This is a genomic window from Paenibacillus sp. MZ03-122A (genome assembly GCF_024213325.1).
GTDB classification, from domain to species: Bacteria; Bacillota; Bacilli; order Paenibacillales; family Paenibacillaceae; genus Paenibacillus; species Paenibacillus polymyxa_B.
Genome location: NZ_JANAVI010000002.1, coordinates 13,067 through 38,588, shown reverse-complemented (window position 1 = coordinate 38,588; position 25,522 = coordinate 13,067). Strand labels below are relative to the sequence as shown.

Genomic DNA, 25,522 nt, shown 5'->3' with positions numbered 1-25,522 from the left:
ACTGTTCACCCTATTTCTTTGATCTTGTAATAGCTTCACGCAGCGGAAAGGCCAAATCAATAATACCTATAATGCGGAGCGGCTGGAACACCAGAACGACGAGCGACAGCAGCAACGCAATCACCGGGCTCATTTTACGGCTATGCGTCCAGAAGTATACAAAACCAATCGTCTGGATAATAAAACATGCATGAATCAGCGGTAGCATACTAATGGAAACCATTTGAATCCAGCTGCTATCAGAAGACCCTGCTATCCATTCAATTACAATTGCCAGCAGATAATACCAGATCAGCGCGCGCGGTAGCCTCCACTCGCGGGCAGGCTTCATTTTGCGTACCGGTACGTCGAGACTGCTCAATGCCGGACGTGCCAAAGCATGCGTAATCACCGCCAATATGAACGAGGTCACGATCAGCACATACGGAATTTTTCCAATCAGCATTGTGCCGAGTTTCTGCGTGTCCTCTGCCGTCCAATTCATGTTTGAAAACATCGGATTAGCACTCAAAACCTGCTGTACAATACTTGCCGATATCGCAGCCTGATCACGAAGGTACTGCGAAAGATCAAATCCAAAGGCATACGTAGCGATAAACAGAACAACCAACAACTCGGCTAAAATAATGCCCATTCCGGTCATCAACGCTTGAAAAGCAGGTCCTCCCTTTTTATAAATCCGTCCCATCATTATTGAAGGAATCAGAAAATAAATCGCGGGGAGCAGCGAATACACATCGAGTAGCGCTATAATTAACAGCACCGGTATGACGTGGACCAGAAATCCTTTGAAAGGCAGCGATGAAAACAATACAGCGCCAGGCACAATCAGCAAAAATACGGTAATGATTCTTAATGGTGTCAATAGAGTCAGCAGCAGAAGCAAATAAATGACGCTCCATGCTACAGTTGCCAAGCGGAATTTCAACGTTTTCACCTCTTACGCATATGTTCTTCCAGTGCGGAAATGTCCTGATACCAATCCTCCAGCTGGTGTCCTTCTTTTCTGTGCTTTCTTAGCTTGTCGATGAGTAGATCATCCAATTCACGGTAAGGCACTCCAAGGCGCCTCCCCAAAATATAACTGCTCATCACCAAACTCGCCAAACAATCACCGATGCGGGCTGTACTGCCTTCCCACATCGCCTTAAACAGACGGGAGACTTGGTCAAGCACCTCTGTTTTAAGCCATTCAATAACCTTGGCTCTTTTAACTACATCCATTTCTTTAGGCATATGATGAAGAGTCACACCCCTCTGAAAAAGCTTTATTCTCCATTATAGCATATCCTATTCTGAAAATAACTGTTACCCCATAGGGTAAATCGTTATTTTCGGACCAGCTTTGCTGCTTATTTTAGCTTGAAGTATTTAGCGATTCCCTGGACACAAATTTTTCACAATACTCAATAATCTGGCTGCGACGTACAATGCCAATAAACCGTTCCATATCATCTACAACGGGCACAAAGTTCTGCACCTTCGCCAAATTAATTAAATCCTCCATGTTCGCGTCAATGGATACGGGCTTCATCGTAACCCGCAACGGAACGTCCTTAAGCATGAACTTAGAAGCGTTTTCAAAGGTGATTTTCCCCTCAGACTCTTTCATATGCCACAACAGATCACCTTCTGTAACCGTACCTGTATATCTACCTTCTTTATCCAAAATAGGAACCGCTGTAAAACGGTGATATTCCATCCGTTCCAACGTTTGCCGTAAAGTAGCATCCGCCGTTACACAAGCAACTTCCTGTTTGGGAAGCAAGAAAAAAGCGATATTCATGAGAAACGAATCCCCCTCAAAATCAAATATAAATCCATTGATTATTCACTGAATGTCCTGCTTGTCGGGAAGCCTCAGCGTCTGCGGGGTTGTATCGGAATCTAGCCAGTTGGCAATCATGAGTCTGGCATATTCAAGTTCCTGTTCATTAGCCCGGTCATAATACAGGCCCTTCTTCTTGAACCCTTCCCCCGTAATCGTAAAACTTGAAATTTGTGGATTCCCCTGCGAAATAGCTTGCTTGCCAAGCCCAGTAATAAAAGTGGGTTCCATATCGGTTTTAAAGTTGGCTCCCATAATATCGAGCAGCTCCGGGATCTTGGTAATTCCGTTGATATTCAGCAGCTTATCCGCCATAGCGTTCAAAAATATTTGCTGCCGTTTTGTACGGTTGAAGTCGCTATCTTCCCGATACCTAACATAATACATGGCTTCCTCACCATTATAAAGCGGCTTGCCCGCCTCAATACGGAACTTGATATGCAGCGGGTTCTTATTCTCAATGGGCTTGTCGATTGGAAGCACAACTCCACCCACTGCATTCACCGCCTCCTGAATACCCTGGAAATTAATCGTAGCATAATAATCGGCCTTATGCTCCATCAACTTCTCTACTGTAGCCATGGACATATCTTCGCCTCCGAACGCATAAGCATGCCCCAACTTATCAAAATCATCCTCGCCATCGCGATTCGGATCATGTCCGGCAATCTGTACGTACGTATCCCTTGGAATGGAAACCAAAAGCACACGCGATTCCGCGGGCCGTACTACTGCATACATAACCGTATCCGAACGACCACGCGCCTTTTCATTTGGCCTTTGATCCGTACCCAGTAACAGCACCGAAAAGGGTTCCTTACGGTAAGCTACTGTCTCTTGCTGCTGCTGTTCCCCGGATTGTCGCGGCTGATAGGATTTCTCCAGCTTGCTTTCCAACGTCGGTGATACAAACCAATCAAAAGCCACCAGTGTCAGCTGTTTGCGGAACAGGTAGCCTCCCACTGCAATCAAAAATAAAACAATACATGAAATATATAGAGCGGTAAACCTCTTTTTCTTTTTGGGCTTTCCACTGGTCCTTCTCTTATGTCTTCTCTCCATAACAGGTACCTTCCTTCTTTCCGTCACAAATCCCATCTCTTCATTAAACCAAATTGGTCCCACATGAAGCTGAAACTTCCCCTCAAAGCATAAAAGGTCTACTACCTTGTTGTCAAAAGTGTCATGGCGTGGTCAGCTCCTCGAATTCATACCAAAAAAGGCTTCGACCTCACGGTCAAAGCCCCAATTCATGTTTATATTCGTATCCTATGTAGCTTTCAAAATCATTTTTTGCATTAATGTGGAGCCAGTTTCACCAAATTTTGCAGTCTCACCGGGAAAGAAGTCGACAGGGAAAAACCATAATCGAACAACTTCCGTGTCTGCTCAAAACGCTCTTCCTTGCTCGGTGCACCCAGCACCACAGCAACTAGCCGTCTTCCATGCTGCTCAGCTGTGCCCGTGAAGCAGTATCCAGCATCGCTTGTGTACCCTGCTTTCAGTCCGTCCGTTCCCGCGTAAGAGTACGGTCCAGCCAAGGAAGGCAGCATCCAGTTCGTATTACTAATGTAGATGCCTTTATCCTTCAACTCCATCTGCGTGCGGCTAGACGTTCTCAAAATCTCCGGGTGTGACGTAATCAAATAGGAGGCTAACTTTGCCGTGTCGCTTGCTGTCATTTTCGTTTCTCCCTGAATATCCTCAGGGTGATTCGGCCCCAGTTCACTCTGACCTGCCCCAGAGGCATTGCTAAAGCGACTATCGGATGACAACCCGATTTGGGCAGCTTTCCCATTCATACGCTTCACAAAAGCTGATTCGTTCCCTGCTGAACGCTCCGCTAACGCGACAGCGGCATCATTCGCTGAATACACAACCATACTCTGGAACAATTCGGATACGGTCATCCTTTCACCATACCGGAGGGAGAGATTTACACCGCCCACTGTACTGGCGTAACGGCTAATTCGCACTTCATCATTCCAGCCTAACCGTCCGGCCCGAATATCCTCTAGCACCAATAGCTCAGTCATGAGCTTGGACATATTTGCGGAAGGCATAGGCGTATCACCATTCACATCCATCAGCAATTCCCCAGTATGCATGTCCATCAGCACCGCAGCCTCTGCATCCACATTCGGCTTTCCGATCAATAGGCGGGGTCCAAGCGTAATAAAAATCAATATAATAAGTACCGGGACGACAATAGCCCAACGTAACCAATGTTTTTTCATCATCGTAATAACCTCCATACTTTATTAGACGATGAAAAATCCATTTTGTCTGCAATTTTTCGAAAAAAAGATACAATTTTTTTACCTTTTTTATTCCACGCCAAAATATCCGTCAATTATGCTTTCAGAATGACGGATATTTTGCTTCCTAATTATTATATTTCAGGCAAAGTGACAGGCTACAAAATGCTGATCGCCCGCATCGCGATATACCGGAGTCTCTGTTTCACAACGTGCTTCTGCCATAGGACAACGTGTATGAAACTTGCATCCTGAAGGCGGATTGGCCGGAGATGGGATGTCTCCTTTCAACACAATCCGTTGTCTCTTGATCGTGGGATCGGGAATCGGTACTGCCGATAGCAGCGCCTTCGTGTACGGATGAAGCGGATTACTGAACAGTTCCTCCTTGGAGGAAAGCTCTACCATTGAACCCAGATACATCACACCAATCCGGCTACACAGATGCTCGACTACACTTAGATCATGCGAGATGAACAGATAGGTCAATTGGCGTTCCTGCTGCAAATCACTTAACAAGTTAATGATCTGGGCCTGAATAGACACATCCAGAGCAGATACCGGCTCGTCAGCCACAATAAAATCAGGATTCAAAATCAAAGCCCGTGCAATCCCGATCCGCTGGCGCTGACCGCCAGAGAACTCATGCGGATACCGATCATAATGATACGAGGACAGCCCGCAAATGTTCAGCGTTTCATTGACCTTCTTCCGCAGCTCACTACGATCAATCAACCCGTGATCCAGCAACGCCTCTCCAATGGCTTCACCGACCTTAATTCTCGGATTCAGTGAGCTAAAAGGGTCCTGAAAGACGATTTGCAACTTCGGACGAAGCGCACGGATCTGCTCTTTGTTTAACGCGTGCAAGTCCTCGCCTTTATATCGTACCGATCCCTCTGTCTTATCCATCAATCTGAGAATCGTACGTCCAATCGTACTTTTGCCGCAACCCGATTCTCCTACCAGACCGAAGGATTCACCCTTATGAATGTTAAAGGATACGTCATCGACTGCTTTCACATGTCCGACAGTACGCTGAAAAATTCCGCCTGTGATCGGGAAATACTTTTTCAGCCCTTCCACTTGAATCAAAGGCTCGCTCATATCCGTTGCCCTCCTTCTTTCTCATATAGCCAGCAGGCAACCTTATGACCATTCTCCTTTTCATTCAAGGGAGGAGCCTGATCCTTGCAAATTTGCATACAATGGGCGCACCGATCATGAAAATGACAATTTTCTCCCAGCTCAATCGGGTTTGGAACCTGTCCTGGGATGGAATAGAGTCGATCCATTTTCTGATTAATGACGGGCTTCGCCTTTAATAAGCCTTGAGTATATGGATGTTGCGGATTTTTAAACAGCTCAATGACAGGCGCCTCTTCAATGACGTTTCCAGCATACATAACAACCACATAATCAGCCATTTCTGCCACGACGCCTAAGTCGTGCGTGATGAGCATAATGGACGTTTTAAGCTTATCCTTCAAATCCCGCATCAAATCCAGAATCTGTGCCTGAATCGTAACATCCAGTGCCGTTGTTGGTTCATCCGCTATTAATAGCTTCGGATTACAGCTTAATGCGATGGCAATCATGATCCGCTGGCGCATACCGCCACTCAATTCATGAGGATAGGAATGGAATATTTCTTCCGACCGCGAAATCCCTACCAAATTAATCAACTCAATTGCCCGAGCATGTGCTTCTTTTTTACTCATTAATGTGTGCATCAGCAATGGCTCCGTGATCTGTTCCCCAATCGTAAGCACGGGATTCAGAGAAGACATGGGCTCCTGAAAAATAATCGAGATGTCATTACCGCGAATCTGCTGCATTTGACCTTTATTGAGTTTTAGGAGGTCCTTGCCCTCAAACCAGATTTGTCCGTCTGAGGTGTGGGGAGAATCAATCAACCGCATCATCGTCATCGCTGTTACACTCTTACCGCAGCCTGATTCTCCTACCACACAGAGCGTTTCACCCTCACGAATTTTAAAACTGACGTCATTGACCGCTTTGACAGTTCCGTTAGAGGTATGAAAGTGGGTTTTCAGGTTACGAAATTCAATCAAAGCATTTTCCATAAACGTTCGTCTCCTACTTCTTCATTTTAGGGTCCAGCGCGTCACGCAAACCGTCGCCAATCAGGTTAATCGCTACAACTGTAATGAGAATACACATTCCCGGTGGGACCCATATCCAGGGCCGTTTGCGGAAGTCAATCAGGTTATTCGCAGCTGATATCATGTTTCCCCACGAAGGTGTGGGCGGCACAACGCCAATCCCCAAGTAACTGAGCGCAGATTCTGTAATAATCGCACCCGCTACTCCAAGCGTAGCCGTAACAATAATGGTAGGAATCGTGTTCGGCAGCAAATGTCGGAATATTTTGCGGCGGTCTCTCAAGCCTAGCGCTTCCGTCGCCTGCATAAACTCCTGTTCACGCAGCGTGAGAATCTGCCCTCTGACCAGACGGGACAAGCTCGTCCAGCTCAGAATCCCGATAATGAGCATCAGAAAATAAATGCGATTCGACGGATCGACCTTCAAATCCGACAGAACAGCACCTAAAATAATAAGCAGCGGTAATGTAGGGAGTGCCATGAAAATATCGGCAATCCGCATAATAACCGTATCCACGCCTTTACGATAAAATCCCGCCAACGCACCCAGCGTCGCCCCAATCATGACCGAAATAAACGTGGCGACCAGCCCCACCGTCAAGGAAATACGGCCGGCCAGCATCGTACGCAGCAAAATATCTCTACCAAACTTATCCGTCCCAAGCCAGTACTTAGCATTAGGCGATAAATTTTTGTCAGCTAGCTTGTAATCGTCTAAATGATAAGGTGAAATCATCGGTCCAAAACTACAAATGGTAACCATCAGAATTAATATAACGAGACCAGCCAAAGCCAGACGGTTTTGGTTAAAACGGCGAACGGCGATTCTCCATGGAGACGCTTCAGGACGGATCGCCGCCTTTTGATTCGTTTCAATCGTGACTGTTTCTGCGGACAATAGTATCCCTCCTACTTCAAGCGAATTCTTGGATCTGCCATGCCATACAATACATCAGAGAGCAAATTACCGATAAGCGTAAGTACCGCTAGGAAAATCGTGAAGCCCAACATAAACGGATAATCACGCATACTAATCGACTCCAGATAGACCTGACCCACACCAGGCCACACAAATACCTTCTCCAGAATCATCGCTCCACCAAATAAGGCCGGAAGCTCGAAGCCGAGTAGTGTGATGGCTGGAATCAGTGCATTGCGCAGTGCGTGCTTGAAAATAACCGTACGTTCCTTCAGGCCTTTGGCGCGTGCGGTACGAATATAATCCTGACGAATGACCTCCAACATGCCTGTACGGAAATACCGGGTCAGACTTCCTGTGCTCAGCATCGTAAGTACGAGTGTCGGCAGGAACATATGCTTGAGAACATCCACCATATAAGCCCATGAGCCTGGCTCCATCCCTGCTGTGGTCATGCCCCCAACCGGGAGAATTCCCCACTCCAAGGCAAATATTTTGATGACCAATAGACCAATAAAAAATGAAGGTAGCGACATACATAAGAAAATGAATAATGTGACAAACTTATCGAATAACGAATATTGAAACTTGGCTGAAAATACTCCTGCAATAACCGCAATCAACCAGCTAAATATAAGACTAAAAAAAGCGATAATAAATGAGTTCCATACATAATTGCCAATGACCTTCGTTACCGGCTGCTTATGCTGTAATGAATCCCCCATATTCCCCTTTAACATATTACCGGCCCATATAAAATAGCGTTGGTATTCCGGTTTATCCAGCCCGTAGATATGTCGTAGCTGCTGCGCCTTTTCGGCCGTCATATTCGGGTTCTGCTTGGCTGTAATATAATCACCCGGCACCATGGCTGAAATCGCAAATACGATAATGGATATGCCAATAAGTGTGGGGATGAGTTGCAGCAGTCTTCGAATAATGTACTGCTTCATATTCATTCCTCCAGACGAATAAAGTGATATGCCCAGCTCGTGAGAGCTGAGCATACGTTTGGCACCCCTTATTGAGCGATCTGAGCGTTATGCAGAGTGAACTCAAAATCTTTGTATGGTGTAATTTCCAAGCCGGTTACACGTCCATTAACTGGCCACATATCTCTGCGTTGGTACATAAAAATAGTTGGCAGATCCTTGTTCAACTCTTGATAGAGCTGTTTGTAAATCTGTTTGCGTTTCTCTTGATCCAGCTCATGCTTACCAGCAAGCGTTAGTTCATCGACCTTTTTATTGGAGTAGCCGATATCATTTTGTGCACCATTCGTAATAAAAGTCGTTGTATCCGGGTCTGGAGTTAAGCCCCAAGCCGCGAAGAACATATCAAACTTGCCTGTGTCCTTTTTATCCATAATGGCGTTAAAATCTAAAGTTTCGGAAGTCAGCTTGATGCCTAGCTCCTTATAGTTATTGGACATGATCGGTAGCAAGGCCTCTACTACTGGATTATCAGCGGTCGCAGAGAAGTTGATGGTCAGCTTTTCTCCATCCTTTTCACGAATTCCGTCAGCACCAACCTTCCAGCCTGCCTCATCCAGCAAGGCCTTCGCCTTAGCTGTATCAAATTCGTATTTGTTGATACCTTCATCCGTATAAGACCAAGATTCTGTAGATTGTGGAATGTTAATAACATTCGCATATGGACCATATACACCCTGCACAATCTCCTTGCGGTTTAAGCCAATCGTTAGAGCCTGACGTACTTTAGGGTCCTGAAATTTCTTTTCCTTGTGATTAAACGCTATATATCCATAGCCATTTGTCGGCATAATATTCACGTCCAAGAAGCCTAGAGCCTTTAATTCCTCTACATTGTCTTCCGTAACTGTGATGTTGTCCATGTCCGTTTCGCCTGTTTGCAGCATAGACAGGTTCGTTTCTTCTGTTGTTGTTTTGAAAATAACCGATTTCACCTTAGGTGCGCCTTTAAAGTAGTTTGGATTCGCATCCAATACGACTTGTTGACCTGGGGAGAAGCTCTTCAGTACATACTGACCAGAGCCGATCGGCTTATTATTAAGCGCCTTGATGCTGTCCAGGTTACCCTTTTTGAACCCTTTTCCGTAATAAGCTTCTGGCATAAAGTATTGCTCACCCAGAAAATCCTTCGTATACGCTGTTGCTTCTGTAACGGTGACCTCTACTGTATTATCATCAATGACCTTGATCCCCGAGATATCATTTGCTTTGCCATCGTGATATTCTTTACCGCCTTTAATCTTAAAAGACAATACATCGGTTTCTCCATCATAATTCGGATCATGCAGCACCTTAAGAACAAAAGCATAATCCTTCACGGTTACTGGAGTACCGTCACTATACTTCACACCTGGTTTCAGATGGAATGTGTATTTTAGACCATCCGGCGATACATCAACCTTTTCAGCCAAACTATTTTCATATGTACCATCCGCCTTCACCTGTAAGAAGGAATCAAATACTGTTCTGACTACATATAAATCGTAAGTCGTTTGCCAGAATAGCGGGTTGAATACCCCTTTAGGTGATGTCATACCTACTACAATGTTATCTTTCCGATTAGTCGCTCCCGGAGGGTTTTGCGACAGATCAGTTGCTTTAATAACGCCCTCCGTAACAGGTGCACTTGCTTCATTTCCCTCTGTTTTATTGCCCGCATTGCCTTGCTGTGGCTGTGCCTCATTGGCACCTCCGCTACATCCTGCAAACAGAACACCAACGATCGTAAGCATCATAAGCAAAGAAACCCATTTCTTCGTCTGCATCATCCTGTTAATCCCCCTTAGTCGGTTCTTTATTTAACAGCCTGTCTCATTCCTGCGGTGATTCGTTAAAGCTTGAGGTTTGAAAATGAAGTTTGCACATCCTCCTTACTGTCTTTAATAGCGTAAACACGTGTTTTAGACCTCTGGTCAATTTTGTGCGTTAACAACCATTACATTTTTATTAAGGTTTATCTTAAGTGTAAAATAATATCACGTCAATATCTTTTTTTATGTAATATAAAAATGCAAAATATCTATTTATGTAAACTTTATGAATTTTACTTGTGGAAAATGACAAAAAACAAGATTACATGTAATATAAAATAACATTCCGGAAGGCCGAAATGTTTACTCTGGCGAGTCGAGGAGCTTGCAATTTCACAAGCCATTAAAAGGTATGCTATGGTTTATGGGTAAACATGGATTGTATTATTAGTAAGTTACAATAGATGGCACTTGTTGTCAATATAAAAGATCACAAAAAAAAGACATTCCCGGGATCGGGAACGTCTCTTTTTTCCGCCCACTACTATTCAGTAGTGTAAGGAAGCAATGCGATTTGACGGGAACGTTTAACAGCGATTGTCAACATACGTTGATATTTCGCGCTTGTTCCAGTCACACGACGAGGAAGAATTTTCCCACGTTCGCTGATGAATTTTTTAAGCAGGTCTGTATCTTTATAGTCAATGTGAGTAATTTTGTTCACAGTGAAGAAACATACTTTACGACGTTTGTTGCGACCACCACGACGAGCTGGTCTTTTGTTATCGTCTCCGCCTTCTCTTTGTCTGAAGCCCATTCTTTGTCAGTCCTTTCCCAATTAAAATGGTAAATCATCATCCGAAATATCGATCGGTTTTCCGTCATCGGAAAAAGGATCCTGATTGTTTCGCGAGTTATTATTCCCGCGTCCACTATTGCTGTTACCGCCTCCGAAAGGAGACTCCTCACGCGCAGCTCCACCGCTATTGCCGCCACCGTTACCGCCATCGCGGTTAGATTCCAAGAAACGCACATTATCAGCTACAATTTCAGTCACGTATACACGTTTTCCTTCATTGTTCTCATAATTACGCACCTGGACACGGCCTTCAACAGCCGTTAAACGACCTTTGCGAAGATAGTTAGCGCATGTTTCAGCAAGCTGACGCCAGGTTACGATCGGCAAGAAATCCGCTTCCCGTTCGCCGCCTTGACTCGTAAACGGACGGTCTACAGCCAGGGTGAACTGGGTTACTGCTACACCAGACGGTGTATAGCGCAGCTCTGGATCTTTGGTCAAACGACCGATCAGAATGACACGGTTCAACAATCCAATCCCCTCCTTTGAGCGTTGTTCATTACATAATCACGTACAATAATTAAGCTACGTCGTTCGTAATGAGATAACGAATTACTTCGTCAGAAATTTTCATGATACGCTCAAGCTCAGTAACAACAGCAGGTTCTGCTGTGAAGTTTACCAGAACGAAAGAACCATCACGGAATTTCTTGATCTCATACGCAAGACGGCGTTTAGTTACATCGTGACTCGTAATTTCGCCACCGCCGTTAGAGATGATACCTTGGAATTTATCGACTGTCGCTTGAACAGCTTCTTGTTCAATGTCAGGACGAATAATATACATCGCTTCATATTTGCGCATTCTTTACACCTCCTTATGGACATAAGGCCCTCAATCTCAGTTGAGAGCAAGGAACGAGCCTAAGCTCGCACTAAAACAGTTTACCAAATCGAACAACTGAATGCAACCTACAAATTCAATACACAAGCCTAAAACGGTTAAATACACTGCATATCATTAGCTTTATACAATTTTATAGAACATCAAAAATTTCGCATATATAAAGGAAATCATTTGATTCACTCACTATCTGTATACCCGATTTCGCATGTTTCTGTTCAAGACAGCGCACAATAACCGTTGCAGTTCAAATTCATTTATCTAAGGAGGCACCACTGTATGGGTGAAAAGACTGAGTTCGAACCAGGGGATAAGGTCCCAAACGACGGCGTATACATGGAGGTCGGAGAAAAGAGCTTCCATACTGAAATCCAAAACCCACAGCAAGTAACGCTGGAAAGAGGCGATTCTTTTCCCGAGACCGCCAACCATAATCGCAAATGGAAGAAAAAAACGAAAGCTCGTGTCCACTAATGTATATTTCCTCGGAATCCTGGCCATATTATGATTAGGCGATACAACAGAGAGGTGTGGTTCCGTTGGACGACGTAGCCGGACAAACTGTTAGGAGATCCATTCCGGGCATTAGAAGCGTTAGGTTTGTGTAAAAGGACACTGTCTTTTCAACACGGTATTGCTTGTCAGTACACCGAGTTTCATGATGTGATTGGACAGATCGTATCCTGTTAAAAATGTATCGCCTACGATGGAGGACCTTTGTGGTCCTCCTTTGTTGCATTATCGGACTTTTTGCATATCCTGGTAAAATGCAGATTAATTCAGCTCCTTCTGCTAGAATATATCCAAGTACAAAGACCTACTATCTACGGAGGTTTAAAGATGAGCTATTCTCGAATATTAAAGTGGATATCAGGTATATTCGAATTGGTGCTTGCCGTACCGATTGTGGGGGGAGCTATTGTCATGGGGACCGGCTACTCGGCTCTGGGATTTATGCTTGTCCTGCACGCAGTAACACTTATCCTGTCGTTACGCAATCAGGAGGCGATCTACGGCTCCGTATGGGGAGTACTCACTTCTTTGCTGGCCTGGATACCCTTTGTAGGCTGGGCTCTCCATTTGATTGCAGCGATCCTTCTGATGATCTCTGGCTCAAAAAAAACAAAACGCTATCATTACCCGCCTAACCAGCTATAACAAAAAAGTGCTCCTAACGGCAATAATTTCCCCGCTGTTAGGAGCATTTTTTTGTTATAACGCCTTATTCATTCCCAATAGATTTGTAATCGTTTCTTCCATCTTACCCTCATGGTTTATCTTAGTGCTTTTCACTTTATCACAGTCTGTTGATCTTTTATTCCACAAACAAAAAATCCCCTACGTCACAGACGTAAGAGATTGGTTTATTTAATGAAGTTAGTGGCGGAAAGAGTGGGAGTCGAACCCACGCACGCCTTGCGACGCCTAACTGATTTCGAGTCAGCCCCCTTAGACCTCTTGGGTACCTTTCCGCAGCAAGGATAATTATATCATCATTGCAACTGTGACGCAAGCTGATTCTGGTTCATCGCCATTCATCTTTCTTGGCTCAATTTGCTTCTGTGTTTTGCTCGTCGGCATTAGCCTTTGATCGCAGCACTTTCTTCATATTCTTTTCGAACTTGGCACGCGGAATCAGCACACTATGCTGGCAACCGACACATTTGATTCGAATATCCATCCCCATGCGGATAATTTCCATTTCATTCGTTCCACACGGATGAGGCTTCTTCATCTGTACAATGTCCCCTAGTTCAAATGACTTACGCTCCACCCTTCTCTCCCCCTTTTCTTCCTTGTTCATCTTCTTTTTCTAGGGTTATCGCTGTCTCCAAAGCGGCTTGACGATGTTCCTCATCCTCTAGGGCCTTCTTGATGTTATTCTGAATATCACGCTCTACCACGGCCCCTGTATTCGGCATACATTCTGCCACAACACGCACAATATACTCTGAGGTAGTCATGGACTGAACCCCTAACACATCCGGTATATTAAGTATCTGTACATTGGACTCTTCAATACCTTGAATTGCCTGTTTTACCAAACCTACCGCTTCCTCCAGGCTACGCTCTGCCTTCATTGGCACATCCACTACCGCTAACGCGTTGGACATAGAGAAGTTCGTTACCGTTGTAATTGAGCCGTTTGGTAAAATGTACACCTCACCCTTCCAGCTCACCAGTCTGGTTGTACGCAGCCCGATCATTTCCACTGTACCCTTGAAAGTACCTGTCTGAATGACATCTCCTACGGCAAATTGATCTTCAAAAATAATAAAGAATCCGGTAATTACATCCTTAACCAAACTCTGTGCCCCAAAACCAACAGCCAATCCAAGCACTCCAGCTCCAGCAATCAGAGGGCCGAGATTAATACCCATTTGCGATAGCACCAGCATAATCAAAATGAAATTAAATACAATATTGGTTACATTTTTCAGCAGTTCCCCAACAGTCGTTAAGCGTCTTGTATTCAATCGGAACCTGCCGTTATCTCCTTTTTGTTGCATCGACTTATCTATAATTTTATTAATAACTCGAATAAAGATACGTGTGATGATAAAAATAATCCCAATTTTCAAAATCACAAACAAAAAGGTTGACCACATCGTACTATCAGTGAGCCATTTCCATACAGCATCCTTCCATTGAATCGCATCTTTCACTACGTCATCCGTACCTACATTACCGGCCAACCAAGGTATTAAGGTCATGCTGTACTCCTCCTTAAACAAGGGAACTACTCTTCCTGCTTCCCGAATTCTATTTCCTACTATATAAGCTTATCTACTGACTTCAAACATATGGCTATGAATAATCTACTTCCTTCGAGTATAAAAGCACAAGTTTATCCATATACTAGCTACTATCTTGAGCATAAATGTTACCCGCAGGCTAATTGTTATTCTCCAAGGTACAGCGAGCGTAACCCGCACACTCCATTACAGAGCGAAAGGAAGATTCCATGACTCATCCATCTGACTTCATTCCGGGGCAAGAACCCCTAAGCTTAAAAATATCACACACAGACCCCGGGATCCAATCAGCCATCATCCATCGTCTGCTGTTCCATCTGCACCAGGCGCCGAGTCTGCAAAATATCGTCATTATTTGCATCGGCACCGACCGTTCTACTGGAGATTGCCTGGGTCCGCTCGTAGGTACGCATTTAGCACGCTACAAAAGCCCTCTGTTTAACCTATACGGTACATTAGAGGAGCCTGTACATGCCATGAACCTGCAAACGACGCTGAACAGCATACAAGACCGGTATGAACAGCCTTATATCATTGGTATAGATGCATGTCTTGGACAAACCTCCAGTGTTGGATGCATTCAGGTTTCAGAAGGCCCTCTCAAGCCAGGAGCAGGTGTAAATAAAGAATTACCGCCGGTCGGCGATATCCATTTGACTGGTATCGTTAACGTCGGCGGCTTCATGGAATACTTCGTGCTACAAAATACAAGACTAAATTTGGTAATGAAATTATCAGATATCATTGCTGGTAGCCTATACTCCGCGATTAAGGAGTGGCATTACCGTTCTGTCCTGCTTGCTGCGCAAGAGTAACGGCTTCTTTTTCTTCAGGTGATAAGGAATAGGTGGATTGTCCCGCTTCTAGAGGCTTGGCATACACATATGAACCATCTCGGTTATAAATGCCGGTTAATACCATACCATCCTGATTGTCGTCTACAATAGCCAGAGAGAAGCTTAAATCACTTCCTCTCTCACCAAAGGCATTATAGCGTTTAATGCCTATATGTCCCTTCAAGCCAGTCAGTTTGCTGCGTAGTGATTTCATACTTGCACGATGGGTTTCCTGCTCATCCTCAATCGAATCCATCTGTACCTTCAAATCAATCAGCAGCGTTTCCAAATTCTCGACACCGCTGCCTGCCATCATGGTTTCATACTTTCGCCGCATCTTCTTCAGCTTTGCACCCTGCACGATAATAACAATCAACAGGATGAGCAAAATAAGCACGATCCCTGCAACGATTCCGGCAAGCTGTTCCATGATTAGTCCATTCAATTCAGCCATATGCTTGCTTCTACTCCTCTACCTCAAAAATCATGTACCTGCATACTTATATTTTATACGTTTGAGAACAGCGAAACAAATAACACAAGGCTATTAGTTTATCCATCAAAACCATTCTAATTCCTGCAATTCCAGACAAAGCAAAGACATATCTCACTTTCCATTTTGCTCAAGGAGACATGTCCATATTTCAACAAACTACTGTAATAGCTCCAGTAATCTTTCCAAATCCTGCTGGCTGTAATAATTCAATTCAATTTTGCCTTTATCCTTATTGTGCTTGATCTTAACAGTTGTTTTAAAGCGTTCACGCAGGGACTCTTCCATATGGTCAATATAGGGGTCCTTTTTCCGTACCTTTGCTTTGGCTTTCGCCTCACCAGGTTTATGATCCAACTGCTGTACAGCTTCCTCCAGTTCGCGAACACTCCACTGCTGTTCAATACATTGCTGTGCTAACTGTTTCACCCTGTCTGGATCTTTGAGCCCAACAATAGCCCTAGCGTGTCCCATAGACAATGTTCCACGTGAAACATGATCTTTAACTTCTTCAGGCAATGCGAGCAAACGAAGGAAATTGGCAATATGAGAACGTGATTTTCCCACTTTCATGGACAACTCTTCCTGAGTTAAAGAAAATTGATCCATCAATCCCTGATAAGCCACTGCCACTTCCATTGCATTCAAATTCTCACGCTGCAAATTCTCAATCAGGGCAATCTCCATCACTTGCTGATCCGTAAAATTGCGAACAACTACAGGTATAGTCGGATTCCCACAAAATTGAGACGCCCGAAACCGCCTTTCCCCGGCTATGATTTCATATCCTCGCAATACACTACGTGCAATAATAGGTTGGATAACACCGTGCTGACGAATGGATTCGGCTAATTCTTTAATGGACTCTTCATCAAACGTTTTGCGAGGCTGGTACGGGTTCGCACGCAACTGGCTGAGCGGAATGTCAACAACTTTATCTTCTTCATTGACCATAAGGGAGGGAATGAGTGCATCAAGTCCTTTTCCCAACCGTTTACTCATAAGATACCACTTCCTTTGCCAACTCAATATATACCTCTGCCCCACGGGAACGGGGATCATACGTAATAATGGACTGGCCATGTGATGGTGCTTCGCTGAGTCTCACATTGCGTGGAATAATCGTCTGATAAACCTTGCTTTGAAAATACTTTTTCACTTCTTCAATCACCTGAATACCCAAGTTCGTGCGAGCATCAAACATGGTTAACAACACACCTTCAATTTGCAGTGAGGTGTTCAGATGTTTTTGCACTAATCGCACGGTATTCAACAATTGACTTAATCCTTCTAATGCGTAATATTCACACTGGATTGGAATAATGACTGAATCGGAAGCCGTCAATGAATTAAGCGTCAAAATACCCAGCGATGGCGGGCAATCAATTAATATATAATCATAATTATGCTTAACGAGTTGAAGCGATCTTTTTAATCTCAATTCGCGAGAAATAGTCGGCACCAGTTCAATTTCCGCGCCTGCTAACTGAATGGTTGCCGGAATAATATCCAATCCCTCAACCTGTGTACTCATAATAGCTTCGCTAGGATCAACCTCGTTAATGAGTACATCATAAATGCAATTTGCCACGTCCGCCTTATTGATACCCACACCGCTGGTTGTATTACCTTGCGGGTCGATATCCACGAGCAATACCCTTTTGCCGAGGGAAGCAAGTCCGGCGCCCAAATTAACGGAAGTAGTTGTTTTGCCTACTCCGCCCTTTTGATTGGCTACGGCTATTATTTTTGACACTTCATTCACCTCATAATTTAATCGGAATCCTGCTACACTCCATAACTACAAAACGCTCTATGGAGACGTTACTTAGTCCTTAACTTACGGATAACGGCAATTTCAGAATAGAATTGAGTATGCTGCGGTTTTATTCGGCGTTAGACAGAAAAAGCGGCAATTGCTGCCGCCTGTACGCTTCATCCCTTACTTACGTTTGGGAATTTGAATGACAATCTCATAGTGATCCTCATGATCAGATTCCTTGGTTTTGATATCCAAGCCTGAGCCAGACACCATATCAATGGATTGACGAATCGTATTCAGCGCAAGCCGGACATCCTTGGTAAAGGAAATCCGCTTCGATTTCTTATTGGTGGATACTTGTTTATAAAAGGCAACTCGTGCCTCTGTCTGCTTCACATTGAGTTCCTTGGCAATGACTTCATCTAAAACCTTGTACTGTAGTTCTTCAGTCTCTAATGACAATAATGCACGAGCATGACGCTCGGACACCTTCCGTTCCATTAGAGCCTCTTTCACTCTCTCCGGCAGATGAAGCAGCCGTATCTTGTTAGCAATAGTGGATTGGCTTTTGCCAAGTCGTTGAGCGAGGCTTTCCTGGGTGAGCTGATGTAGATCAATCAGCTTTTGGTAAGCTACAGCTTCTTCAATCGCAGTTAACCCTTCCCGTTGAAGATTTTCAATCAACGCGATGGATGCAGCTTGTGAATCATTAAACTCACGAACAATGGCTGGAATAGTTTCCATACCCAGCTTGGTGACAGCTCTCCAACGACGTTCCCCTGCTATAATCTCATAATGTCCATCACGGAAACGAACGACAATCGGTTGAATTACACCATGCGTCTTAATGGTCTGGCATAGCTCATCAATCTTCTCGTCGTCAAATATGGTACGGGGCTGATAAGGACTGCTGACAATATCCCGAACTGGAATTTGTTTTATTTCGTCCCCAGTAGATCGCTCCGTCAAACCAAATAGCTTGGAAAATTGTTCTTTCATTCCGTATAATACCACCTAATTTCATAATAGCACCATACTAACAGCGCTTCGTGAAAAACAGTTCCTTACGCGGATCGTAGACCCTTTTATATGAAACAGCGCCGTAAGCGGGTACACTCCACGTACACCCCTGACATTTGTTATCCCACTGCCCTATATGTATATCTGAATTCATGGGTACGGGAGCAGTCAACTTACATTAAAACGATTATCTCTATTCTATCACTTTTCCAGCCATAATCCTATCGTCTCTATCAGCTTTTCGGAAGGATCAGATAATAAATTATGCATCCTCTTTGACAACTATCTATCCATCTTCTTCCCCCATGTAAACAAGAACGCATGTTAGCAAAGTGTCTTTTATGTAAAGAGTCTGTCAGCCATAAAAAAAGTGAATGTTTCACGTGAAACATTCACTTTCTTTCAAACAATTACACTAACGGCGTCTTCAAAGGAGTACCCGGCTTACGTGGATATTTCCGTGGTGTAGCCGCTCTTTTCTCAATAATAATCATATGTCTGGCTGCATCTTCAACAGGTAGCTGGAAAGCCTGAACATGTTTGATTTTTCCCTTTAGCTCTTTCAAACTGTAGGAGGCTTCCTTGATTTCCTCCGTAGGATCACTACCCTTCATCGCGGCAAAGTGTCCCCCTTCACGGACAAACGGCAAACAAAATTCATTCAATACGGCGAGACGAGCAACCGCTCTGGCTGTCACTAGATCATAGCTATCGCGGTATCCTGGTTTACGCCCCAATTCCTCTGCCCTGCTGTGAACCAGTTCAACATTTTCCAAACCCAACTGCTCTACTACATGGGCCAAGAATTGTATACGTTTGTTCAACGAATCTACAATAGTCAACTGAATCTGCGGAAAGCATATTTTCAAAGGAATGCCTGGAAAACCTGCACCTGATCCAATATCAGCCAAGCTTCCCACATCATTTAACGGAACATAAAAGGCCAGGGAAAGAGAATCATAAAAATGCTTGGTGTACACTGCATCGCGCTCAGTAATACCCGTCAGGTTCATTTTTTCATTCCACTCAACCAGCACACGGTAATATGTTTCAAACTGCTCTAACTGACTGTCATTAATCACAATACTATGCTCTGCCAGCCGCTGCTTAAATTGCTGTTGTATCGCGTCCATTATGATCCCCTTGCTGCTGTTACGCGGTTATAATGCTCCAGATAAACCAGCAAAATGGAAATGTCCGCAGGAGTTACACCCGAAATACGGGATGCTTGGCCAATCGACATCGGACGGATCTTTTCAAGCTTCTGCTTGGCCTCAATGGCCAGTCCTTGAACTTCATTGTATACAATATCCTCTGGGAGCTTCTTCTTCTCCATCTTTTGCAGACGCTCCACATGCATCAATTGCTTTTCAATGTAGCCCGCATACTTAATCTGGATTTCCACCTGCTCCTGTTCTTCCTCAGTAAGAGCTATAGGTGAAGGTGAGATTTGTGCTACTTGCGCATAACTGATCTCTGGTCGACGTAGCACCGTTAACAAATTACTGCCATCCTGTATTGGTGCAGATCCGCCTTGCTCCAGCATCTCATTTATATCAACCGGACGAACCTTCGCCAAGCGCAAACGCTCAATCTCTTGCTCTACCTTTTGCTTTTTATCCAAAAAGCGCTCGTATCGTTCATCCGTAATTAGGCCAATATCATGCCCGATCGGAGTCAATCGCAGGTCCGCGTTATCATGACGCAATAACAGACGGTATTCTGCACGCGACGTCAGCAGACGATAAGGCTCATTCGTCCCCTTCGTCACCAAATCATCGATCAGAACCCCAATGTAGCCTTGCGAACGGTCCAATACGACAGGCTCTTTGCCCAGCACCTTACGAGCTGCGTTAATCCCTGCCATAATTCCTTGGCCCGCAGCTTCTTCATAACCAGAGGTACCGTTAATCTGACCTGCTGTGAACAAGCCAGGAACTTTCTTCGTTTCCAAAGTAGGCCATAACTGCGTAGGTACCATTGCATCATATTCAATAGCATAGCCATTGCGCATCATCTCTACCTTTTCCATTCCCGGAATCGAACGCAGCACAGCTAATTGCACATCCTCTGGCAAGCTGGTCGACAAGCCTTGAACATAGTATTCAGATGTGTTTTTACCTTCAGGCTCCAAAAAGATTTGGTGCTTAGGCTTATCACTGAAACGTACCACTTTATCTTCAATAGATGGGCAATAACGTGGTCCCGTCCCTTCAATCAAACCAGAGAACATGGGCGCACGGTGCAAGTTATCATTAATAATCTGATGCGTTTCTACTGAAGTATATGTCAGCCAGCAAGGAAGCTGTTCATTATCCGAAGACTTCGTTTCATAGGAGAAGAACTTCGGTTGATCATCACCCGGTTGTATTTCCGTTTTGCTAAAATCAATCGTGTCCTTGTGCACACGTGGTGGCGTTCCTGTCTTAAATCGAACCAGATCAAAACCCAGTTCTCTCAAATGCTCAGACAATCTCAACGAAGGCTGTTGATTGTTCGGACCACTCTCATACATCAGCTCGCCCATAATGATTTTTCCGCGCAGATAAGTGCCTGTGGTTAGGACAACTGCTTTACTTCGATACTCTGTGCCCGTCTTCGTAATTACACCTACGCAATGGCCGTCTTCCATAATCAGCTCTTCCACCATACCTTGGCGTAAGGTTAGATTCGGTTCCTTTTCCATCGTTTCCTTCATCGTATGCTGATAAGAGAACTTGTCTGCTTGTGCACGCAATGCATGAACCGCCGGACCCTTACCAGTATTTAACATTCTCATTTGGATAAATGTCTTATCAATATTCCGACCCATTTCGCCGCCCAGTGCATCAATTTCTCGCACCACATGCCCTTTTGCAGGACCGCCAATAGACGGGTTGCAGGGCATGAACGCGACCATATCCAGGTTAATTGTAATCATCAACGTGCGACAGCCCATCCGTGCTGCTGCCAAGGCTGATTCTACGCCCGCATGGCCCGCGCCTACGACAATTACGTCATAGTCGCCTCCTTGGTAACCCATACCTTTCTTACCTCCTTATACATTCCGGTCTTCACACCGAATATGCTCTTGTATATCTATAACGATAGCAGGCTTATACCAGCCATTCTTAATTGTTCTATTTACCCAGACAAAATTGTGAAAATATTTGATCTATCAACGCATCATGCGCAGTATCGCCTACAATCTCACCCAAATGCTCCCATGCCAGTCTTACATCAATCTGGATCATGTCGATCGGTACAAATTGATCAGCTGCTTCATAGGCATCTACCAGCGATTGGCGCGCCTTCTTCAACAAAGCAATATGCCGTACGTTGCTGACATATGTCATATCCGCTGATTCCAGCTTGCCACTAAAGAATAACTTGGATATCGCCTGCTCCAGTCGGTCCGCTCCCTCATTTTCCTTCACAGACATCGGTACGATAAGCTCTTCGGGAACATAACGGAGCAACAAATCCCGGTCTACTTGAGCCGGTAAGTCCATTTTATTCATAATGACAATCGCTTGTCTACCGCGGATTTGTTCCATTAATGCCATTTCATCCTCATGCAGTGGTTCGTTGGCGTTAATAACGATGAGCAGCAGATCCGCTTCACTAACTGCCGTTCTCGAACGTTCTACTCCGATCCGTTCCACTACATCCATCGTTTCACGAATCCCTGCTGTATCCAGCAACTTGAGCGGAATACTATTAATCGTCACATATTCCTCAATAACGTCACGAGTTGTGCCCGGAATATCGGTCACAATGGCCCGCTCGCCCTGAGCCAATGTGTTCAGCAGTGACGATTTGCCCACATTTGGCCTTCCGACAATCGCTGTAGTCAGCCCTTCGCGCAAAATCTTTCCCTGCTCCGCCGTATGCAGCAGCCGATCAATTTCCGTCATGACCTGACTGCTTTTATCCTTGATTAAGTCAGATGTAAAAGATTCAACATCATGCTCAGGATAATCAATATTCACTTCAATATGAGCAAGTGTCTCCACCAAGACATGACGCAGACGACGAATATTCTGGGACAGTTGTCCATCTACCTGCTTCAAAGCCACCGAAAAAGCTTTATCTGATTTGGAGCGGATTAAGTCAATGACACCCTCCGCCTGACTCAGATCAATACGACCATTCAGAAAAGCACGTTTCGTAAATTCACCTGGCTCAGCCAGACGTATATTTTGCAGCAATAGTAAATCCATCACCCGTTTGACGGCTACGACCCCGCCATGAGTGCTGATTTCTACGACATCTTCTGTCGTAAAAGAGCGTGGCGCCCGCATCACTGTAACTAAAACTTCCTCCACCTTTTCCTGGCTTTGAGGATCTATAATATGTCCATAATGTACTGTGTGAGTTGGAGCCTTGCTTAGAGGTGTTTTACTACGGAACAAAGCCTCCACTTCTGTGACCGCTTCTGGACCGCTGACTCGTACAACCGCAATGCCGCCCTCGCCGACAGCCGTTGCAATGGCAGCTATAGTATCACTCAGCATAAAGTTTCTACCTCCTATCAAGTAGAAACGACATTGCCGTCCTTCATCAAGGACGGCAGCCGTTTCAGCGAGAAATATAAGAAAAAAAGCAATGGCTTCTGCATCTTGCAGAGAGCCATTGCGTCGGATTATTTTTTAGCAATGATGACGCGCCGATTGGGCTCGTCCCCCTTGCTGTATGTTCTAACCAGCGCATGCTGTTGGAGCTTGGCATGAATCAGCTTCCGCTCCTGTGACGGCATTGGCTCCAGTACCACTTCCTTGCCATAACGAATAGCCTGGTTCGCCAACCGATCTGCCAAATCCTCCAGCGTTTTTTGCCGACGTGCACGAAATTGCTCGGCATCCAGCACAATTCGGATGAACTTGTCAGAATGACGGTTGGCAACGATATTCGTCAGGTACTGCAATGCATCCAACGTCTGTCCTCTGCGGCCGATCAACATACCGAGCGACGGACCGGAGATATCCAGTGTACTTTCATCCTTGCGGTGGCGGACATCGACTTTAACGTCCAGTCCCATTCCTGCTGCTGTTTCACGGATGAAACGCACCGCCTCTTCATAAGCATCTATATGTCCCGAGGGTGCTTCCATGTTCATCTGTGCTTCCTGTGCAACAGGCCCAGTTTCTTTTGATAAAGCCTGTCCCACGCTAGAAGGTGCTTGAGCCGATACATGAAGTTCAGCCGCGTGTGTGGTTTCAGGAGACGGCTCAGAGAGCAGCGTAAGCTCCACCTTCGCCTTCTTGACCCCGAGCCACCCCAGGAATCCTTTTGACGGCTGTTCCAACACGCTTACGGTTACCCGTTCACGGCTTACTCCCAACTGGGAGAGTCCTTGTCTTACAGCATCTTCAACGGTTTTTCCTGATGTCACGACTTTGGTCATCTCGACTTTTTAGCCCCCTTCGTGTTTTTACCACCTTTTTTCTTACTATTGGAGGAACCTGTTTTCGCGAGACTGGCTGTTTTCACATTCGCCAGTGCTGCTTCTTTATCCTTATTCCGATAAAGGAAATAGTTTTGAATGATCGTGTAAATATTACTGTAGAACCAGTACAACGGCAAAGCGGATGGGAAGTTGTACGACATGAACAGAATCAGCACCGGATAGACGTACAGCAAAAATTGCATCGGTCCCTGCTGCGGCGTCGGATTCATTTTCATCATCATCCAAGTTTGGACAAATGTCGTAATCGCTGCCAAAATCGGCAGGATAAACAAGTGATCCGGTTTACCTAACTGGAGCCACAAGAAGTCATGATCCCGCAATGCCGAGTTATAATAAATGGCATTATAAAGCGCGATAAAAATTGGCATCTGTACTACCAAAGGAAGACAGCCAGCCATCGGGTTGACCTTGTTTTCCTGGAACAACCTCATCGTCTCTTGCTGGACTTTTTCAGGCGTATCCTTGTATTTCGCTTGGATTTCTTTTAATTGCGGCTGAATGGCCTGCATAGCTTTGGAACTACGTACTTGCTTGAGTGTAAGCGGCAAAATAATGGTTCGCACGATAATCACCAGAATCAGTACGGCCAGGCCATACTCTCCAGAGAACCATTGGGCAAATGTATCTAACGCATACGAAAACCAGTAAACGACATATCTTTGCCAAAACGATCCATTGGCCAAGTCTGCCGTCGTGTAAGAATTGTGGGCCGTCTGGGCACATCCGGACAGCACAGCAACAAGTGCCAATAAGGCAATCAGGAGGAACCATTTTCCTCGTTGAGTCTTCAAACGCGACACTTCATAACCCCTTTCTTAACCAATCCATTCCAACGTAAATCATACCATATCCTGTAGGACAAAGATACTGACTATCGGCGTGAAGACTTGAGCAGCGAGGCTTTGCGTAGAACGTGCAGCACGCTTTTCTCCAGCTCTTGATACGACATTGTAACCGCACCTTTACGAACGATAAAAATCAGGTCAATCTGCTCCACCAATTCATGTTCATGATGGCGCACAATTTCCTTAACGATTCTGCGCATCCGGTTGCGAACTACTGCATTGCCGATCTTCTTGCTGGCCGAAATTCCGACGCGGAACTGCTCTACCTCTCTGCGGCGGAACCAGTACACCACAAACTGATGGTTGGCAAAAGATTTGCCATGGCGGTATACGCGCCCAAAGTCCGCCCGGTGTCGTAGACGCAATTTTTTTTGCACGGCGCTTCTCCTTGCTCATCTCTTTTACACATGTCGGTAAGCTTACCCTTACCCTTTATATAGTAAGAAGTATGGACAACATTCCAACATGGTAATCTCGCTTATTTTATATCCGTTTTCAAAAGCTTCATCTAATATAGGACAGGATGCTGGACTTCTCCCTCTTCTTTCACTACATTATTACAACAATAGAAGAAGGGATCCGATCCCTGAATACCTCAATTATGAAAAAAAAGACCACCGTAGTGGTCTTTATGCACGCATTACGCACTCAATACTTTTCTACCTTTTTGGCGACGAGCTGCCAAAACTTTACGGCCATTCTTCGTGCTCATTCTTTTACGGAAGCCGTGAACTTTTTTACGTTTGCTGACATTCGGTCTGAAAGTCGGTCTCATTGTGCTGCA

29 protein-coding genes and 1 tRNA gene are annotated in these 25,522 nt (G+C 44.9%); 3 read left to right on the top strand and 27 right to left on the bottom strand.

Annotation, left to right across the window (positions count from 1 at the left end; all coding sequences use genetic code 11):
- Positions 1–10: 10 nt before the first annotated feature.
- The 13 genes from NLX74_RS04170 to rpsF form a co-directional block, all read right to left on the bottom strand.
- Positions 11–928, bottom strand: a complete 918-nt coding sequence (locus tag NLX74_RS04170) for a DUF2232 domain-containing protein (protein ID WP_302058496.1) — start codon at positions 926–928, stop codon at positions 11–13.
- 5 nt (positions 929–933) lie between these two features.
- Positions 934–1,236, bottom strand: a complete 303-nt coding sequence (locus tag NLX74_RS04165) for a MazG-like family protein (RefSeq protein WP_235308305.1) — start codon at positions 1,234–1,236, stop codon at positions 934–936.
- A 121-nt stretch (positions 1,237–1,357) separates the two neighbouring features.
- The gene (locus tag NLX74_RS04160) at positions 1,358–1,786 is read right to left on the bottom strand and encodes a CBS domain-containing protein (protein ID WP_013312792.1); all 429 of its coding nucleotides are present in this window, start codon (positions 1,784–1,786) and stop codon (positions 1,358–1,360) included.
- A 45-nt stretch (positions 1,787–1,831) separates the two neighbouring features.
- Positions 1,832–2,890: an LCP family protein gene (locus NLX74_RS04155; RefSeq protein WP_039272111.1), complete on the bottom strand. Its 1,059-nt coding sequence runs from the start codon at positions 2,888–2,890 to the stop codon at positions 1,832–1,834.
- 236 nt (positions 2,891–3,126) lie between these two features.
- Positions 3,127–4,068 carry a D-alanyl-D-alanine carboxypeptidase family protein gene (locus NLX74_RS04150; RefSeq protein WP_061830438.1) on the bottom strand — a complete coding sequence of 314 codons (942 nt, stop codon included), beginning with the start codon at positions 4,066–4,068 and terminating at the stop codon, positions 3,127–3,129.
- Between the two features lie 159 nt (positions 4,069–4,227).
- On the bottom strand, positions 4,228–5,193 hold the full coding sequence (locus tag NLX74_RS04145; RefSeq protein WP_254328001.1) for an ABC transporter ATP-binding protein: 966 nt from the start codon (positions 5,191–5,193) through the stop codon (positions 4,228–4,230).
- Positions 5,190–6,173, bottom strand: coding sequence for an ABC transporter ATP-binding protein (locus NLX74_RS04140; RefSeq protein WP_149034876.1), 984 nt, complete (start codon positions 6,171–6,173; stop codon positions 5,190–5,192). Before NLX74_RS04140 ends, NLX74_RS04145 begins: the two co-directional genes overlap by 4 nt.
- Positions 6,174–6,186: 13 nt before the next feature.
- On the bottom strand, positions 6,187–7,110 hold the full coding sequence (gene opp4C, locus NLX74_RS04135; protein WP_039272121.1) for an oligopeptide ABC transporter permease: 924 nt from the start codon (positions 7,108–7,110) through the stop codon (positions 6,187–6,189).
- Between the two features lie 11 nt (positions 7,111–7,121).
- Positions 7,122–8,084, bottom strand: a complete 963-nt coding sequence (locus NLX74_RS04130) for an ABC transporter permease (protein ID WP_061830440.1) — start codon at positions 8,082–8,084, stop codon at positions 7,122–7,124.
- A 68-nt stretch (positions 8,085–8,152) separates the two neighbouring features.
- Positions 8,153–9,892, bottom strand: a complete 1,740-nt coding sequence (locus NLX74_RS04125; RefSeq protein ID WP_165178321.1) for an ABC transporter substrate-binding protein — start codon at positions 9,890–9,892, stop codon at positions 8,153–8,155.
- 526 nt (positions 9,893–10,418) lie between these two features.
- Positions 10,419–10,691 (bottom strand): 30S ribosomal protein S18, encoded by a 273-nt coding sequence (rpsR, locus tag NLX74_RS04120; protein WP_013312800.1) that lies wholly within the window; start codon positions 10,689–10,691, stop codon positions 10,419–10,421.
- A gap of 21 nt (positions 10,692–10,712) precedes the next feature.
- The gene (gene ssb / locus NLX74_RS04115; RefSeq protein WP_013312801.1) at positions 10,713–11,204 is read right to left on the bottom strand and encodes a single-stranded DNA-binding protein; all 492 of its coding nucleotides are present in this window, start codon (positions 11,202–11,204) and stop codon (positions 10,713–10,715) included.
- Positions 11,205–11,253: 49 nt separating this feature from the next.
- Entirely contained in the window at positions 11,254–11,538 is a 285-nt protein-coding gene (rpsF, locus tag NLX74_RS04110) for a 30S ribosomal protein S6 (RefSeq protein WP_013312802.1), read from the bottom strand.
- A 318-nt stretch (positions 11,539–11,856) separates the two neighbouring features.
- On the opposite strand from rpsF, the gene NLX74_RS04105 reads away from it, so the two are divergent.
- Together NLX74_RS04105 and NLX74_RS04100 are read left to right on the top strand one after the other, a co-directional pair.
- Positions 11,857–12,051 carry a YjzC family protein gene (locus NLX74_RS04105; protein ID WP_013312803.1) on the top strand — a complete coding sequence of 65 codons (195 nt, stop codon included), beginning with the start codon at positions 11,857–11,859 and terminating at the stop codon, positions 12,049–12,051.
- Between the two features lie 366 nt (positions 12,052–12,417).
- On the top strand, positions 12,418–12,735 hold the full coding sequence (locus tag NLX74_RS04100) for a hypothetical protein (protein WP_013312804.1): 318 nt from the start codon (positions 12,418–12,420) through the stop codon (positions 12,733–12,735).
- 223 nt (positions 12,736–12,958) lie between these two features.
- Here the strand turns inward: NLX74_RS04100 and NLX74_RS04095 are convergent.
- From NLX74_RS04095 to NLX74_RS04085, 3 genes are all read right to left on the bottom strand, one after another.
- A tRNA-Ser gene (locus tag NLX74_RS04095) sits at positions 12,959–13,049 on the bottom strand.
- Positions 13,050–13,126: 77 nt separating this feature from the next.
- Positions 13,127–13,351: a DUF951 domain-containing protein gene (locus NLX74_RS04090; protein WP_025723137.1), complete on the bottom strand. Its 225-nt coding sequence runs from the start codon at positions 13,349–13,351 to the stop codon at positions 13,127–13,129.
- Positions 13,341–14,291 carry a mechanosensitive ion channel family protein gene (locus NLX74_RS04085; protein WP_254328000.1) on the bottom strand — a complete coding sequence of 317 codons (951 nt, stop codon included), beginning with the start codon at positions 14,289–14,291 and terminating at the stop codon, positions 13,341–13,343. Before NLX74_RS04085 ends, NLX74_RS04090 begins: the two co-directional genes overlap by 11 nt.
- Positions 14,292–14,542: 251 nt before the next feature.
- Between NLX74_RS04085 and yyaC the strand changes: the two genes are divergently transcribed.
- Positions 14,543–15,148 (top strand): spore protease YyaC, encoded by a 606-nt coding sequence (yyaC, locus tag NLX74_RS04080; RefSeq protein WP_254327999.1) that lies wholly within the window; start codon positions 14,543–14,545, stop codon positions 15,146–15,148.
- Here the strand turns inward: yyaC and NLX74_RS04075 are convergent.
- From NLX74_RS04075 to rpmH, 11 genes are all read right to left on the bottom strand, one after another.
- Positions 15,102–15,623 (bottom strand): DUF4446 family protein, encoded by a 522-nt coding sequence (locus tag NLX74_RS04075; protein WP_061830444.1) that lies wholly within the window; start codon positions 15,621–15,623, stop codon positions 15,102–15,104. The two genes, yyaC and NLX74_RS04075, sit on opposite strands and share 47 nt — an antisense overlap.
- Positions 15,624–15,821: 198 nt before the next feature.
- Positions 15,822–16,664, bottom strand: a complete 843-nt coding sequence (locus NLX74_RS04070) for a ParB/RepB/Spo0J family partition protein (protein ID WP_254327998.1) — start codon at positions 16,662–16,664, stop codon at positions 15,822–15,824.
- Positions 16,657–17,418, bottom strand: coding sequence for a ParA family protein (locus NLX74_RS04065; RefSeq protein ID WP_013312810.1), 762 nt, complete (start codon positions 17,416–17,418; stop codon positions 16,657–16,659). Before NLX74_RS04065 ends, NLX74_RS04070 begins: the two co-directional genes overlap by 8 nt.
- A gap of 186 nt (positions 17,419–17,604) precedes the next feature.
- A complete protein-coding gene (noc, locus tag NLX74_RS04060; RefSeq protein WP_235306826.1) occupies positions 17,605–18,423 on the bottom strand; it encodes a nucleoid occlusion protein in 819 nt (272 codons plus the stop codon).
- Positions 18,424–18,854: 431 nt separating this feature from the next.
- Positions 18,855–19,577, bottom strand: a complete 723-nt coding sequence (rsmG, locus tag NLX74_RS04055) for a 16S rRNA (guanine(527)-N(7))-methyltransferase RsmG (protein WP_235306827.1) — start codon at positions 19,575–19,577, stop codon at positions 18,855–18,857.
- Positions 19,577–21,466 (bottom strand): tRNA uridine-5-carboxymethylaminomethyl(34) synthesis enzyme MnmG, encoded by a 1,890-nt coding sequence (mnmG, locus tag NLX74_RS04050; RefSeq protein ID WP_235306828.1) that lies wholly within the window; start codon positions 21,464–21,466, stop codon positions 19,577–19,579. Before mnmG ends, rsmG begins: the two co-directional genes overlap by 1 nt.
- A 97-nt stretch (positions 21,467–21,563) precedes the next feature.
- Positions 21,564–22,940, bottom strand: coding sequence for a tRNA uridine-5-carboxymethylaminomethyl(34) synthesis GTPase MnmE (mnmE, locus tag NLX74_RS04045; protein WP_039272137.1), 1,377 nt, complete (start codon positions 22,938–22,940; stop codon positions 21,564–21,566).
- Between the two features lie 128 nt (positions 22,941–23,068).
- On the bottom strand, positions 23,069–23,830 hold the full coding sequence (jag, locus tag NLX74_RS04040; protein WP_235306829.1) for an RNA-binding cell elongation regulator Jag/EloR: 762 nt from the start codon (positions 23,828–23,830) through the stop codon (positions 23,069–23,071).
- A complete protein-coding gene (locus tag NLX74_RS04035; RefSeq protein WP_254327997.1) occupies positions 23,827–24,693 on the bottom strand; it encodes a YidC/Oxa1 family membrane protein insertase in 867 nt (288 codons plus the stop codon). The genes jag and NLX74_RS04035 overlap by 4 nt, the downstream gene beginning before the upstream one ends.
- A gap of 71 nt (positions 24,694–24,764) precedes the next feature.
- A complete protein-coding gene (rnpA, locus tag NLX74_RS04030) occupies positions 24,765–25,115 on the bottom strand; it encodes a ribonuclease P protein component (protein WP_254327996.1) in 351 nt (116 codons plus the stop codon).
- Positions 25,116–25,378: 263 nt separating this feature from the next.
- Positions 25,379–25,513, bottom strand: a complete 135-nt coding sequence (gene rpmH / locus NLX74_RS04025) for a 50S ribosomal protein L34 (protein WP_007433250.1) — start codon at positions 25,511–25,513, stop codon at positions 25,379–25,381.
- Positions 25,514–25,522: the final 9 nt, after the last annotated feature.